Raw genomic sequence first — 13809 nt, forward strand, 5'->3', positions numbered from 1 at the left:
GGCGGCTCGAGGCCGCCGACCCGAAACGTTGACCCTCAGATCGTCGTGGCGACCGAGGTGAACATCGAGGAGATGGCCCCGCCGAGGGTCGTGACGGCGACGGCGACGACGACCGCAACGAGAGCGACCATGAGGCCGTACTCGACCATCGTCGCGCCGGCCTCGGAGGCGAGACGTCGACGCAGCTGCGCGATGCGCATGCTCATGACTGGACCGCCTTTCAGGGGAAGCTGAGGCCGTTGAACATGGAGGCGATCCGGGTGCCGAGGGTCGTGACGGCAACCGCGACGACGACCGCGACGAGCGCGACCATGAGGCCGTACTCGACCATCGTCGCGCCCTTCTCGGAGCTGAGGACACGGTTGCGGAGGCGGAGGAGCGAAGAGGACATGAGGGGACTTCCTTCTGGTGGTGGTGGGTGTTGAGAAATGCTCAGAGGGACCTGGGCCAGCCGGCGAACATCGCCTCGACGGTGGGGCCCATGGGGCCTGGTGCCGTCATGACGACCACGGCGCCGAGGTCGACCACGTGGTCGTCCTCGGCCGGCGCCGTGACTCTCTGGGAGAGACCACGGCTCCGGAGCTTGACGAAAGCCTTCGACATCTGGGCTTCCCCCTGTTCGTGAGAGGTACCGGTCTGCCCGGCCCGGGCTGATCCTCCACTGATCGTGGAGATTTGGGACATGGCCCGAACTAGTCAAACCTGCACGGTACGACTGGCTAGATGAAATTAGTCAGATGACTCTCGCGATTGAATGCTTCCGGCAGGTTCATGTGCTAGAACCTGCCCCAGCTGGGGGCAATTGAGCACGAAACTCGCTCGCTCCAAGCGAAGTAGTACCTCACGACTATGGTTTTTGTCCATAGTTGGCTGGGGTGGTTTCTGGCCATCGCCCCTTGGCGACCGCTTTGAAGTACTAGTCTTTTTTCTTCGACATGCTGCGAAGCCACCCTCCCCCGGTCATACTCGGCGCCATGTCTCTTCCCCACCGTCTCGACTTGGGCCGCCTCATTCTCGTGCCGGTCTTCGCAGCGCTTCTCGTCCTCAACGCGACCAAGCTGCTCGGTGCCGGCACTGAGACGCACCTCCTCGAGTCGGCCGGGACGGTGACAGCCTTGGCGTTCTACGGCGTGCTGGTCATCCTGTACATCCGACGGGACGCGGCGACGGACACGGATCGGCGCTGGGAACGATGGCTGGTCGCCGGCGTGGCAACCTTCTCCGGGTTTGCGATCCCACTCGTCGGTGCCGGCGGCACTGGGTCTGGCCTCGCCGCAGTGGGCACGGCCCTCATCGTCGTCGGTGTAGGCCTGTCGGTGTGGGCTCTGCTCCACCTCCGGACGAACATCAGCGTCGTGCCGCAGTCCCGAGGACTCGCCTCAGAGGGTCCGTACAGGTTCTTTCGCCACCCCCTGTACGTCTTCGAGTACATCAGCGCCATCGGTCTCGCCATCGTCAACGGTGGAGGCTGGGCCTGGGTCGTCGTCGCTATCATCGGTGTCCTTCAGATCCTGCGCGCCCGTTGGGAGGAGCAGCTGCTACGCGAACGTGTGCCCGGCTACGCGGCATACGCAGAGCGAACCCGAGGATTCTCGTGAAGGCACGTTGGGACTGGGGCGTTCTGGCCGCCTGGATCACGGGCCTGGTCATCATCCGCGCTTCTCGGTTGGTCGAACGCGACCCGTACTGGCAGGCCAGGGACGGGAGCGAGCGATGGGCGGGTATGCCCCTGTCGAGAGCGGACGCGTGGAGCTGGGCGCAGCCTTCCGGGACCTTCCGCCCGACGTCCCCGGCCTGGAACACCGCTCTCGGACTCGGATACGACGCCCTGGGGTTCGCAGGAATCGCCGTCGTCGGCGCCGTGGGGCTTCTCGCGTACTTCGTTGTTGCCCTGGTTCTGGCGCGCTGGCTCGGCTCACGCCCCTTGCCCGCTCTCGTTGCGACTGCTGGGGTTGCCCTGCTGGCACTGCCGCTGCTCTCACCTCGCGCGACGACAGCGGTCGAGGCGCTACTCCTCACGACCATCGCCCTCGGGTACGCCTTGCTGGTGCGACCTCTTCGCACCGGATGGCGGCTGGTTGCCGTCGTGGCTCTTGGAGGGCTTGCCCTCGGCTGGGGCGGCGCGTGGCTGCACGTCTCGTGGAGCGTGACCGCTGTGGGCTTGGCCGTGGCCCTTCCTCTCGCCGCCCTCCTCGCTGGCGCTCCCCGCTGGCGTCTCACCCTCACGGCCGTCGCGGGACTCGGCATTGCGCTCGGCAGCACCTTCGGGCCGTACGGCTGGTCGGTGTGGCAACTCCTGACCGAGATCAGCGCAGCGTCTGACGGGCAGGTCGTCGAGTGGATGTCGCCGCTCGCAGACGGACCTCGGACCAGATGGCTCCCGATCGCGATCGCTGTTCTCACACTCGCTCTTGCCTGCGTACTCCGAGTGGCAAGGCAGCGGCCCGGCGCCCCCGGCTCGCGAGAACGTGCTCGCTGGGCGCTGGAGGTCATCCTCCTGGGTGGGAGTCTCGCCGCGGCGCTCGCCGGATTCGTGGCCATTCGCTTCCTCGGCGTGGCTGCCCTCACCCTGCTTCCTGTCCTGGCCGCAGAGATATCGGTCAGCACCGCCAAGTGGCGGGCAAACCCCGATCGATCCGGCGCCCTCCGCAGTCGCCTCGAGGCCGCCTACTGGCGACCGATCCTCACCGGTGCGATCGTCATCCTCCTCCCCGTCGCTCTCGTTGCATCACACGATCCTGGTCGACCCGACCCTGAGGCCGAGATCATGGCGGACCTTCCCCACGGCTGCCGACTCTTCGCGACTGCAGACGCTGCAGGAGTGACGCTGCTTCTGCGCACGGACGTGAAGGTGTGGATCGACATGCGTACAGAGGTCTATGGGGCCGACGCCATCGCTGAGTCCACGCGCCGCTTGGGCGACCTTTCGGACGTGGCGCTACCGGAGGGAACGACGTGCGCGATCCTTCCCCGGGACACCAAGGGTGTTCGTTCGGATGGCTCACCCCAGGTGTGGAACCAGCTCAGGCCTGTCGGGCCGATGGCCGTGTGGCTCCCGGGGGCCGGGGCCTGAAGGCCTGAGAACGCGGTATGCCGCCCGCTCGGGTGAGCGGACGGCATACCGGGGTCGTGCCCTGGGTCTGAGACGTCTCAGTAGCGGTAGTGGTCAGCCTTGTAGGGGCCGGCCACGTCGACGCCGATGTACTCGGCCTGCTCCTTGGTGAGCTCGGTGAGCTCGACGCCCAGCGCGTCGAGGTGCAGGCGGGCGACCTTCTCGTCGAGGTGCTTGGGCAGCACGTAGACCTCGTTGTCGTACTCGCTCGTCTTGGTGAAGAGCTCGATCTGGGCGATCGTCTGGTTCGTGAACGAGTTGCTCATGACGAACGACGGGTGGCCCGTGGCGTTGCCGAGGTTGAACAGGCGACCCTCGGACAGCACGATGATTGACGTGCCGGTGGAGAAGGTCCACTCGTGGACCTGCGGCTTGATCTCGGTCTTGGTGACGCCCTCGACCTTGGCGAGACCGGCGATGTCGATCTCGTTGTCGAAGTGGCCGATGTTGGCGACGATTGCCTTGTTCTTCATGGCCTGCATGTGCTCGGCCGTGATGATGTTGAAGTTGCCGGTCGTCGTGATGAAGATGTCGGCGGACTCGACGACGCTCTCGAGACGGACGACCTGGTAGCCCTCCATCGCGGCCTGCAGCGCGCAGATCGGGTCGACCTCGGTGACGACGACGCGGGCGCCCTGTCCGGCGAGGGCCTGGGCGACGCCCTTGCCCACGTCGCCGTAGCCGCAGACGACCGCGACCTTGCCGGCGATGAGGACGTCGGTGGCGCGGTTGAGGCCGTCGATGACGGAGTGGCGGCAGCCGTACTTGTTGTCGAACTTGGACTTGGTGACCGAGTCGTTGACGTTGATCGCCGGGAAGAGCAGGTCGCCGGCCTTGGCGAGGTCGTAGAGGCGGAGCACACCGGTGGTGGTCTCCTCGGTGACGCCCTTGATCTCCTGCGAGACCTTGGTCCACTTCTGCGGGTCCTGCTCGAGGGTGCGGCGCACGAGCGCCTTGAAGACGCCGACCTCCTCGGAGTCCTTCTCGTCGGTGGGGGGCACCTGTCCGGCGGTCTCCCAGGCGCGACCGTTGTGGACGAGCATCGTGGCGTCGCCACCGTCGTCGAGGATCATGTTGGCGCCCTCGCCCGGCCAGGTGAGGATCTGCTCGGTGCAGTCCCAGTACTCCTCGAGCGTCTCGCCCTTCCAGGCGAAGACGGGGACACCCTGGGGGTCCTCGACGGTGCCCGTGGGGCCGACGACGACGGCCGCGGCCGCCTCGTCCTGGGTCGAGTAGATGTTGCACGAGGCCCAGCGGACCTCGGCACCGAGCGCGGTGAGCGTCTCGATGAGGACCGCGGTCTGGACGGTCATGTGGAGGGAGCCGGCGATGCGGGCGCCGGTGAGCGGCTTGGACGAGCCGAACTCCTCGCGCAGCGACATGAGACCGGGCATCTCGTGCTCGGCAAGACGGATCTGGTGACGGCCGGCCTCGGCGAGGCCCAGGTCGGCAACCTTGTAGTCAAAGGACATGCGAAATCTCTTCCGTTGAGTGTCTGGTTCGCGACCCGGCGCAGCCCATCTGGGCGGTCTCGAGGAGCGGGGTATCACCCGCGCCGGCGGCCCCCACTCTAGCGACTGCACGCGGTAGACATGGAATGCCGCGGGCGCCGCCCGTGGCCACGGCACGCCGACGAGACGGAGCAGACGATGAGCGACACCTTCGAGGGCACGGGGACCGACGGCACACGCGAGGGCGGTCCGGCCCGGCAGGGCGACGAGGTGAGCGACGAGGTCCGCCTCGACCTCGACGAGTCCAAGCTCGACACCTGGGACGAGGTGCGCGGGGACTACGCGCTCGACCCGGAGTCCGAGATGACCCGTCCTGCCCTCACCGAGCAGGAGGAGGACGACGACGACGACGAGACGCCGCCTCGTGAGGACGAGGAGGAGGACGACCTCGCCGAGGACGACGAGGACGGTCGCGCCGACGAGGAGGAGTGACGAGCCGTGGACCGTCCCCGGCCGGGGACGGTCCACGACGGGTCGGTCAGCTGCCGTACCAGGTGAAGCGGTTGAGCTTGTTCCAGTCGACGATGTCCTGCTTGTCGCGCCACACCCCGTTGCGTGACGCACGGTAAGGGTCGGCGATCTGGTATCGGTCGGGGCCGTAGCCGACGATGGCGATGTAGTGGCCGTCGAAGTGGTCGCCGTCGACCTGGTTCATGTTGATGACGACCGGGTAGCCGGCGGAGATGCTCTCGCGGACCTTGTTCTGCAGGTCGGTGTAGAGCGTGCCGGAGGGCGAGATGCGGAACCGGTAGCGGTTCGCGTGGCTCGCGATGCCAAGACGCCGGTTGAGGACCGTGGCGATGAGCGTCGGGTCCTTGAGCCCCGTGGTCGACGCGCTGCCGTCGTAGGGGTCGAGGTTGAGGCTCTCGGCCAGGCTGTTCTGGCTCGGGACCGTGCGGTTCTCGGATGCGTCGCGCCTCAGGATCGGTGAGCTGAGGGCGATGCGGGACGATGCGGCCGAGCAGTAGTTGTACCTGCTCTGCTCTTGGTAGGCGTAGTTGGTGCCGGCCGCCTGGGCGGCCGGAGCCGCCACGGTGGCGACGAGGCCGACCCCGGCGCCGGCACCGGCGACGAGCAGGGATCGACGAGAGACGATCGCGGACATGGAACCCCTCCTGGAACTGGAATCGAACATGGCGCACTGCGTGCCCGTGCGTCCTCGGCGGCTGCTGCACACACCCCCAGCCCCCCAGAGCCTCCGGACATCTCGACGCTAGTGGTGGGCCGGGCGCGGCACATGACCCGAACGGGCCCCCCGTCGCCGCGCGGGGTCCGGACGTGGGCCGGCCGGGCACGCGTTCTCCCCTAGGCTGAGCGCGTGCTCGACCACGACTCCCCCACCGACACGAAGGTGACCTGATGGCCGGCGGACTCTTCGCCCTGCTCGACGACGTCGCTGTGCTCGCCAAGGCGGCAGCCGCCTCCGTCGACGACGTCGCCGCGGCCGCCGGGCGGGCCAGCGTCAAGGCGAGTGGCGTCATCGTCGACGACACGGCCGTCACCCCGCAGTACGTGCAGGGCATCGAGCCCAAGCGCGAGCTCCCGATCATCAAGACCATCGCGATCGGCTCACTGCGCAACAAGCTGCTCTTCATCCTCCCGGCGGCGCTGCTGCTCAGCCAGTTCCTCCCCGTGGCGCTCACGCCGCTGCTCATGGTCGGCGGCACCTACCTCTGCTTCGAGGGCGTCGAGAAGATCTGGGAGCGCGTGAGCGGCCACGGCGAGGACGCCGCCGGCAAGGCGCACGACGAGGGCCAGGTCGCCGACGAGAAGACGATCACGAGCGGCGCGATCCGCACCGACTTCATCCTCTCGGCCGAGATCATGGTCATCTCGCTCAACGAGGTGAAGGACGAGCCCTTCGTCACGCGGGCGATCATCCTCGCCGTCGTCGCGGTCCTCATCACCGTGCTCGTCTACGGCGTCGTCGCGCTCATCGTCAAGATGGACGACGTCGGCCTGCACCTCGCCAAGGGCGACGGCGCGCGGGCCGGTCTGGGCCGCGGCCTCGTCGCCGCCATGCCGAAGCTGCTCTCGACCCTGTCCGTCGTCGGCATCGCCGCGATGATCTGGGTCGGCGGCCACATCCTCCTCGTGGGCCTCGACGAGCTCAGCGAGTACTGGTCGCCGCTGCACCACCCCTACGAGTGGGTCCACCACGCCGAGGAGGCGGTGCACGACGCGACCGGCGCGCTCGGCGGTGTCCTCGGCTGGGTCACCAACACCATCGGCTCGGCCATCCTCGGCTTCCTCGTCGGTGCCGTCGTCGTGGCGATCATGCACGTCGTCCCCCGCAAGGGCGGTCACGACGAGGCTGCCGCCGACGCACCTGCCGCAGACGCGACCCACTGACCCGTATGCCGTCCGCCCGCGGAACGCTGTCCTGGTCACCCGTCGTCGGGTCGCCAGACCTCGTCGCACCTCCCGTCGCCGCGGCCCTCACGGCCCCGGGAGCCACCGAGGGCGCCGCAGCGGGCGTCGCAGCGGCGCAGGTCGCGACCATCGACGCGACGCTCGCCGACACGGAGGCGTTCTGTGCGGCATACGACGTCGCGCCGGAGGCGAGCGCCAACTGCGTCGTCGTCGCCGGGAAGCGGGCCGGCGAGGTGACCTACGCCGCCGTCATGGTCCTGGCGACCGACCGCGCCGACATCAACGGCGTCGTCCGCCGTCACCTCGGCGTCCGCAAGATCTCGTTCGCGCCGCACGACGACGCGGTGTCGCTGACCGGCATGGAGTTCGGCGGGATCACGCCCATCGGGCTGCCCGACGGCTGGCCGGTGCTCGTCGATGCCGCCGTCGTCGCGGCCGGCGAGGTCGTCATCGGCAGCGGGCTGCGGTCGAGCAAGGTGCTCGTCGATGGCGCCGCGCTGGCGCAGCTGCCGACGGCCGAGGTCCTCGACCTCGCCCAGCACTGACGGCGACCCGCTCCCCCTGTCGGGTCAGCTCGTCCGGTCGCGCAGCTCGGTGACGTGCCGTGAGACGGCGGGGTCCAGACCGAGCCCGAGCGCGAGGTAGGTCGCGGCGTAGTCGGTGAGCGCGATGAGCGACGCCAGCCGCTCGATGGGGTGCGCGCCGGTGGCTTCGACCTCCCAGACCTTGACCCCGGCCTCACGGGCCGACTCGGCGACCGCGTCGGCGAGCTGTGCCGGTGGCACCGCCGTGGGTGGGAGCGAGGAGGGCGGCGTGACGTCGGGGTTGTCGCGCAGGAGGAGCAGCCCCAGCTGCGGCGCCGGCGGACCGTCGAGGAACGGGTCGGCGAAGATGTCGCCTCCGCTCCCCCGCCCGGTGTCGCCCGCGCCGCTGAACGGGCCGTCGAAGCAGGCGACCACCTGCGCGGCCGCATCGGGAAGCGCACCCGAGGTGGCCGGCATACGCGCGGTGCGGGCGAGCATCGCGGCCGCGCGACCGGCGGCGACCCCGGTGAGGGCACCGTCGCCGAGGACGACGGGGACGGTCTCGGCCAGACCGACGGCGAGGACCTTCGCGGGGTTGACGAACGACTCCGACGAGGGGCGGCACTCCTCGGCCCGGCCGTCGAGGAGGTCGGCGACGCGTTCGAGCACCGCCTCGGGGCAGTCGATGAGACCCAGCCCGTCGGCCGCGAGCAGCACCGGGGTGAGCATCGACCAGAGCGCCGCGCGCGACGTGGGCACGTCGGTCGCGATGTCGACATGGACCCCTCGGCCTCGCGCGCACACGTCGGCCAGCGGCGAGTCCGGGGCCCCGACGGTGAGCAGCGAGGCACCACGCCGGGCAGCCTCGGCCGCGAGCGCCAGCGGGCCGGCGGCCCGGCCGGACTGCGACACCGCGATGACGAGGTCGAGCGGACCGATCCAGCCGGGCAGCGGAGCCTCGCGCCGGGTCGTCAGCGGGACCGGGGACCCCGGCTCGGCGAGGACGTCGAGGACGTCGCACACGACGGCGGAGCCGCCGAGCGACGCGACGAGCACCGACCGTGGGCGGTCGCCGCCGGCGACCCGATCCACACCCGCCTCACGGGCGGCGACGATGGCCCGGCGCACCTGGGCACCGGACGTGGCGAGCGCGCGGAGCGAGCCACGACTGTCGAGGCGCTCGAGCGCGTCGGCCGAGTCGAGGACGTCCTCGTCGAGGTGCGGCATGGCGGTGCGGCTTTCTCGAGGCGGTGCCGGTCAGACCGGCTTGCGGCCCTCGTCGACGAGCAGGACGGGGACGCCGTCGTCGATCCGGTAGACGAGACCACAGGTCTCGGACGTGCACGCCAGCTCGGGACCGTCGGTGCCGGTCTCGTCACGCAGCTCGGCGCGGCAGTTGGGGCAGCGCAGGATCTCGCGCAGCCAGGGCTCCATCGTTGACATCAGCTGTCTCCTTGTGAAGTGCCACGTACGACGCTGAGGACATCGTCGCGTATCGCGGCCATCGTGTCCGCATCGGCTGCCTCGACGTTGAGCCGCAGCAGGGGTTCGGTGTTCGAGGCGCGCAGGTTGAGCCACCACATCGGGTCGCCCGCGCCTCCCTCGTGGGTCAGGGTGAGCCCGTCGAGCTCGTCGACGGCGACGTCCTTGTCGCGCGCCCACTCGCGGACCCGGGCGGTGCTCGCGGCCGCGTCGTCGACGGTCGAGTTGATCTCGCCCGAGGCGGCGTATGCCGTCCAGTCGGCCATGAGCTCGCTCAGCGGTGCGTCCTCCTCACCGAGGGCCGCGAGGACGTGCATCGCGGCGAGCATGCCGGTGTCGGCGAACCAGAAGTCGCGGAAGTAGTAGTGGGCGCTGTGCTCGCCGCCGAACACGGCGTCGGCGCGTGCCATCTCGCCCTTGATGAACGAGTGCCCGACCCGGGTCCGGACGGCGCGGGCGCCGAGGCCCGCGATGACCTCGGGGACCTGCGCCGAGGTGATGACGTTGTGGACGATGGCGACCTCGTGCGCGGGCGTGCCGGCCGCGACCTCGCGGGCGACCTCACGGGTGGCGATGAGGGCCGTGATGGCGCTGGGGCTCACGGGCTCGCCGCGCTCGTCGACGACGAAGCACCGGTCGGCGTCGCCGTCGAAGGCGAGGCCGAGGTCGGCTCCGTGCTCGACCACCGCGGCCTGGAGGTCACGCAGGTTCTCCGGCTCGAGCGGGTTCGCCTCGTGGTTGGGGAAGGTGCCGTCGAGCTCGAAGTAGAGCGGGACGACGGTGAGGGGCAGGGCGGGCAGGCCGGCGCCGGTCTCGAGGACCGCAGGGACGGTGTGGCCACCCATGCCGTTGCCGGCGTCGACGACGACCTTGAGGGGCCGGATGCCGGAGAGGTCGACGAGCCCGCGCAGGAAGCCGGCGTAGTCGGCGAGGACGTCGCGCTCCGTGAGCGTGCCCTCCTCCTCGTGGCGCTGCTCGGCGGTGCCGTCGAGCAGCTCCTGGGCGAGGTCGCGGACCTCACCCAGGCCGGAGTCCTGGCCGACCGGGCGCGCGCCCCGTCGGCAGAGCTTGATGCCGTTGTATGCCGCGGGGTTGTGGCTCGCGGTGAACATCGCCCCCGCGAGGTCGAGGTGGCCGCTGGCGAAGTAGAGACCGTCGGTGCTCGCGAGCCCGATGAGGGTGACGTCGACACCCCGGCTCGTCACCCCTGCGGCGAACGCCCGTGAGAGCTCGGGCGAGGTGGCCCGCATGTCGTGGCCGATGACGCACCCCTTGCCGCCCTCGCGGGTGATGACGACCTCGGCGAACGCGGCGCCGAGCGCCCACGCGACGTCGACGTCGAGCTGCTCCGGGACGAGCCCTCGGACGTCGTAGGCCTTGACGAAGTCGGCGAGCTGGTGGGGAGGCACGCAGGAACCCTACTAGGGGGTTCGGATGTCGGCCGATCCCACTAGCGTGTGCCCGTGACCACGCAGCCGCATGCCGCCGACACCCACGACCTCATCCGCGTGCAGGGCGCACGCGAGAACAACCTCAAGGACGTCAGCGTCGAGCTGCCCAAGCGCCGGCTCACCGTCTTCACCGGCGTGTCCGGCTCGGGCAAGAGCTCTCTCGTCTTCGGGACGATCGCCGCCGAGTCGCAGCGGATGATCAACGAGACCTACAGCGCGTTCGTCCAGGGGTTCATGCCCTCGCTGGCCCGGCCCGAGGTCGACCACCTCGACGGCCTCACCACGGCGATCATCGTCGACCAGGAGCGGATGGGCGCCAACCCCCGCTCGACCGTGGGCACGGCGACCGACGCCAACGCCATGCTCCGCATCCTCTTCAGCCGCATCGGCTCCCCCTACGTCGGTCCGCCCACGGCATACAGCTTCAACGTGCCGACACGGAAGGCGAGCGGGGTGATGACGACCGAGAAGGGCGGGCGCACCGAGAAGCGCGTCGCCCAGCAGCAGGTCTACCTCGGTGGCATGTGCCCGCGGTGCGAGGGCATGGGGCACGTGAGCGACATCGACCGGACCGCGCTCTACGACGCGTCGAAGTCGCTGAGCGAGGGCGCGCTCACCGTGCCGGGCTACTCGATGGACGGCTGGTACGGCCGGCTCTTCGAGGGCATGGGGCTCCCCATGGACGAGCCCATCGAGTCGTTCACCGCCAGGCAGCTCGAGACGATGCTCTACGCACCACCGACCAAGATCAAGGTCGAGGGCGTCAACCTCACCTTCGAGGGCATCATCCCCAAGATCCAGAAGTCGATGCTGTCCAAGGACCCCGAGGCGATGCAGCCGCACGTGCGCCGGTTCGTCGAGCGGGCCGTGACCTTCCAGCAGTGCCCCGAGTGCGAGGGGACGCGCCTCACCGCCGACGTGCTCAGGTCGAAGATCGGCGGGAAGTCCATCGCCGACCTCTGCACCATGCAGATCAGCGACCTCGCCGCGTGGGTGCGTGAGCTCGACGAGCCGTCGGTGGCTCCGCTGCTCAAGGGGCTCCAGCACCTGCTCGACTCGTTCACCGAGATCGGGCTGGGTTACCTCTCGCTGGACCGACCGGCCGGGACGTTGTCGGGTGGCGAGGCCCAGCGCACGAAGATGATCCGCCACCTCGGGTCCTCGCTCACCGACGTCACCTACGTCTTCGACGAGCCGACGATCGGGCTCCACCCGCACGACATCGCCCGGATGAACGACCTCCTCGTCCGGCTGCGCGACAAGGGCAACACCGTCCTCGTCGTCGAGCACAAGCCCGAGACGATCGCCATCGCCGACCACGTCGTCGACCTCGGCCCAGGTGCCGGCTCCGGAGGCGGCGAGATCGTCTTCGAGGGCTCCGTCGAGGAGCTGCGCCGGGCCGGCACGCTCACCGGCCGCCACCTCGACGACCGGGCCCGGCTCAAGACCGAGGTGCGCACGCCGACGGGCTCGATGGAGGTGCGGGGCGCCTCCACGCACAACCTGCGCGACGTCGACGTCGACATCCCGCTCGGGGTCCTCGTCGCCGTCACCGGCGTCGCGGGGTCGGGCAAGAGCTCGCTCATCCACGGGTCCGTCGACGGGCGCGACGGCGTGGTCGTCGTCGACCAGGGCGCCATCAAGGGCTCGCGCCGCAGCAACCCCGCGACCTACACCGGCCTGCTCGAGCCGATCCGCAAGGCGTTCGCCAAGGCCAACGGGGTCAAGCCCGCGCTGTTCAGCTCCAACTCCGAGGGCGCCTGCTCGACGTGCAACGGCGCCGGGGTGATCTTCACCGAGCTCGGTGTCATGGCCACCGTGGAGTCACCGTGCGAGGAGTGCGAGGGCCGGCGCTTCCAGGCGGCGGTGCTCGAGTACACCCTCGGCGGCCGCAACATCGCCGACGTCCTCGCCATGTCGATGGACGAGGCCCTCGCCTTCTTCGCCGAGGGCGAGTCGCGGATCCCCGCGGCCCACACGATCCTCGGTCGGCTCGTCGACGTCGGACTGGGCTACCTCACCCTGGGGCAGCCGCTCACGACCCTGTCCGGTGGCGAGCGCCAGCGGCTCAAGCTCGCCGTCCAGATGGCCGACAAGGGCGAGGTCTACGTCCTCGACGAGCCGACCACGGGGCTGCACCTCGCGGATGTCGAGAACCTCCTCGGCCTCCTCGACCGGCTCGTCGACGGCGGCAAGTCGGTCATCGTCATCGAGCACCACCAGGCGGTCATGGCGCACGCCGACTGGGTCATCGACCTCGGGCCCGGCGCCGGGCACGAGGGTGGCACCGTCGTGTTCGAGGGCTCACCGGCCGACCTCGTCGCCGAGGGTGACACGCTCACCGGCACACACCTCGCCGCCTACGTCGGCGGCTGAGCCGCCACGAGACGACCAGCTCGTGACGGGCGGACCACCTGTAGGTGGTCGTCTCGCACCGACGTGGTCGGCTGGGGCGGTCTGCCGGTCGGCGGGGCGCCGGTCTGCGGGTCGGTCAGGCCTCGCCGCTGCCGGGCAGGACCCGGAGGTGACCGCGACGCTGCTCGCCGGCCACAGGCATCGCGCTGACGACGACACTCGCCACGGTCGGCTGTGGGGCGGGGCGCTCACGCACGGCGTCGACCACGGCGAGGAGGTCGTCGACCTCGTGCGCGGGGGCGTAGCCGTCGGACTCGAGACGGAGGAACTCCCACCCCTGCGGGACGGTGAGCCGCGTGGCGTGGTCGGCGCACAGGTCGTAGGAGTGGGGCTCGGCATAGGTGGCCAAGGGCCCCAGGACGACGGCCCGGTCGGCGTACGCGTAGGTCAGGGTGGCCACCGCGAGCTGGGAGCACGCGGTCTTGCTGCACTTCCTCGACGCGTTCACCCGAGAGACTCTAGGTCACCGGTCCGACAAGGGTGAGGTGGCGCGCCGTAGTCTCGTCCCGTGGCTCCCGTCGACCCCCGAAACCCCGTGTCCGCGCCTCGTCGCGACCGTCGCGGGCGGGGCGCCAGGGGTCCGCTGGCGTGGCCGCCCGTGCCCGCGATGCGCTCGCGGCGCGAGACCTTCGACGACGTCGTCATCGACGTCGCCGAGCGCGCCCGCGAGTACCTCGGGAACCGGTATGCCGCGGTCGAGTTCGCCGTCGAGGAGGTCCCGCCCACCGATCCCGCGCCGTGGGAGGAGCAGGCGGCCCCCCTCGGGCGCCTCGTCCCCGTCGGTGGTGCCGTGGGGCACCGGATCCTCGTCTACCGACGCCCGGTCGAGACCCGCGCGCGCGACGCGGCCGAGGTCTCGGTCATCGTGCGAGAGGTCGTCGCCGAGCAGGTGGCGGCGCTCCTCGGCGTGCCACCCTCCGAGATCGACCTCTAGGGCCGGG

General features: G+C 70.1%; 16 protein-coding genes. 7 read left to right on the forward strand and 9 right to left on the reverse strand.

Annotated elements, in window-relative coordinates:
* Positions 1 to 35: 35 nt before the first annotated feature.
* Genes KLO01_RS01540 through KLO01_RS17015 form a run of 3 tightly spaced genes read right to left on the reverse strand, consistent with a single transcriptional unit; the run spans position 36 to position 603 of the window.
* Positions 36 to 206, reverse strand: coding sequence for a Flp family type IVb pilin (locus tag KLO01_RS01540; RefSeq protein ID WP_147061801.1), 171 nt, complete (start codon positions 204 to 206; stop codon positions 36 to 38).
* 14 nt (positions 207 to 220) lie between these two features.
* The gene (locus KLO01_RS01545) at positions 221 to 391 is read right to left on the reverse strand and encodes a Flp family type IVb pilin (RefSeq protein ID WP_147061802.1); all 171 of its coding nucleotides are present in this window, start codon (positions 389 to 391) and stop codon (positions 221 to 223) included.
* A gap of 41 nt (positions 392 to 432) precedes the next feature.
* Positions 433 to 603 (reverse strand): hypothetical protein, encoded by a 171-nt coding sequence (locus tag KLO01_RS17015; protein ID WP_186827875.1) that lies wholly within the window; start codon positions 601 to 603, stop codon positions 433 to 435.
* Between the two features lie 371 nt (positions 604 to 974).
* Between KLO01_RS17015 and KLO01_RS01550 the strand changes: the two genes are divergently transcribed.
* Both KLO01_RS01550 and KLO01_RS01555 read left to right on the forward strand, forming a co-directional pair.
* Positions 975 to 1598: a methyltransferase family protein gene (locus KLO01_RS01550; RefSeq protein ID WP_186827876.1), complete on the forward strand. Its 624-nt coding sequence runs from the start codon at positions 975 to 977 to the stop codon at positions 1596 to 1598.
* Positions 1595 to 3073, forward strand: coding sequence for a hypothetical protein (locus KLO01_RS01555; RefSeq protein WP_147061804.1), 1479 nt, complete (start codon positions 1595 to 1597; stop codon positions 3071 to 3073). Before KLO01_RS01550 ends, KLO01_RS01555 begins: the two co-directional genes overlap by 4 nt.
* 77 nt (positions 3074 to 3150) lie before the next feature.
* On the opposite strand, the gene ahcY is transcribed toward KLO01_RS01555, so the two are convergent.
* A complete protein-coding gene (gene ahcY, locus KLO01_RS01560) occupies positions 3151 to 4584 on the reverse strand; it encodes an adenosylhomocysteinase (protein ID WP_147061805.1) in 1434 nt (477 codons plus the stop codon).
* Between the two features lie 177 nt (positions 4585 to 4761).
* Here ahcY and KLO01_RS01565 point away from each other — a divergent pair, with 177 nt between their 5' ends.
* A complete protein-coding gene (locus tag KLO01_RS01565) occupies positions 4762 to 5055 on the forward strand; it encodes a hypothetical protein (RefSeq protein WP_147061806.1) in 294 nt (97 codons plus the stop codon).
* A gap of 46 nt (positions 5056 to 5101) precedes the next feature.
* Here KLO01_RS01565 and KLO01_RS01570 read toward each other — a convergent pair whose 3' ends face one another.
* The gene (locus KLO01_RS01570; RefSeq protein ID WP_186827877.1) at positions 5102 to 5728 is read right to left on the reverse strand and encodes a C39 family peptidase; all 627 of its coding nucleotides are present in this window, start codon (positions 5726 to 5728) and stop codon (positions 5102 to 5104) included.
* A gap of 254 nt (positions 5729 to 5982) precedes the next feature.
* On the opposite strand from KLO01_RS01570, the gene KLO01_RS01575 reads away from it, so the two are divergent.
* Together KLO01_RS01575 and KLO01_RS01580 are read left to right on the forward strand one after the other, a co-directional pair.
* The gene (locus tag KLO01_RS01575) at positions 5983 to 6975 is read left to right on the forward strand and encodes a DUF808 domain-containing protein (protein ID WP_147061808.1); all 993 of its coding nucleotides are present in this window, start codon (positions 5983 to 5985) and stop codon (positions 6973 to 6975) included.
* A 5-nt stretch (positions 6976 to 6980) separates the two neighbouring features.
* Positions 6981 to 7541 carry a YbaK/EbsC family protein gene (locus KLO01_RS01580; RefSeq protein WP_147061809.1) on the forward strand — a complete coding sequence of 187 codons (561 nt, stop codon included), beginning with the start codon at positions 6981 to 6983 and terminating at the stop codon, positions 7539 to 7541.
* Between the two features lie 24 nt (positions 7542 to 7565).
* Here the strand turns inward: KLO01_RS01580 and KLO01_RS01585 are convergent, their stop codons facing one another.
* The 3 genes from KLO01_RS01585 to KLO01_RS01595 are packed head-to-tail and all read right to left on the reverse strand — an operon-like array spanning position 7566 to position 10411.
* Entirely contained in the window at positions 7566 to 8747 is a 1182-nt protein-coding gene (locus KLO01_RS01585) for an SIS domain-containing protein (protein ID WP_147061810.1), read from the reverse strand.
* A gap of 30 nt (positions 8748 to 8777) precedes the next feature.
* Positions 8778 to 8963, reverse strand: coding sequence for a Trm112 family protein (locus tag KLO01_RS01590; RefSeq protein ID WP_147061811.1), 186 nt, complete (start codon positions 8961 to 8963; stop codon positions 8778 to 8780).
* On the reverse strand, positions 8963 to 10411 hold the full coding sequence (locus KLO01_RS01595) for a phosphomannomutase/phosphoglucomutase (RefSeq protein ID WP_147061812.1): 1449 nt from the start codon (positions 10409 to 10411) through the stop codon (positions 8963 to 8965). Before KLO01_RS01595 ends, KLO01_RS01590 begins: the two co-directional genes overlap by 1 nt.
* 54 nt (positions 10412 to 10465) lie before the next feature.
* Here KLO01_RS01595 and KLO01_RS01600 point away from each other — a divergent pair, with 54 nt between their 5' ends.
* Positions 10466 to 12829: an ATP-binding cassette domain-containing protein gene (locus KLO01_RS01600; protein WP_147061813.1), complete on the forward strand. Its 2364-nt coding sequence runs from the start codon at positions 10466 to 10468 to the stop codon at positions 12827 to 12829.
* A 115-nt stretch (positions 12830 to 12944) separates the two neighbouring features.
* Here the strand turns inward: KLO01_RS01600 and KLO01_RS01605 are convergent, their stop codons facing one another.
* Positions 12945 to 13316 carry a DUF3499 domain-containing protein gene (locus KLO01_RS01605; protein ID WP_147061814.1) on the reverse strand — a complete coding sequence of 124 codons (372 nt, stop codon included), beginning with the start codon at positions 13314 to 13316 and terminating at the stop codon, positions 12945 to 12947.
* 60 nt (positions 13317 to 13376) lie between these two features.
* Between KLO01_RS01605 and KLO01_RS01610 the strand changes: the two genes are divergently transcribed.
* Complete coding sequence (locus KLO01_RS01610) at positions 13377 to 13802, forward strand: metallopeptidase family protein (protein ID WP_246135998.1); 426 nt, start codon at positions 13377 to 13379, stop codon at positions 13800 to 13802.
* The last annotated feature ends 7 nt before the right edge of the window (positions 13803 to 13809 follow it).

It is taken from the genome of Knoellia locipacati (assembly GCF_007992835.1).
Classification (GTDB): Bacteria; Actinomycetota; Actinomycetes; order Actinomycetales; family Dermatophilaceae; genus Knoellia; species Knoellia locipacati.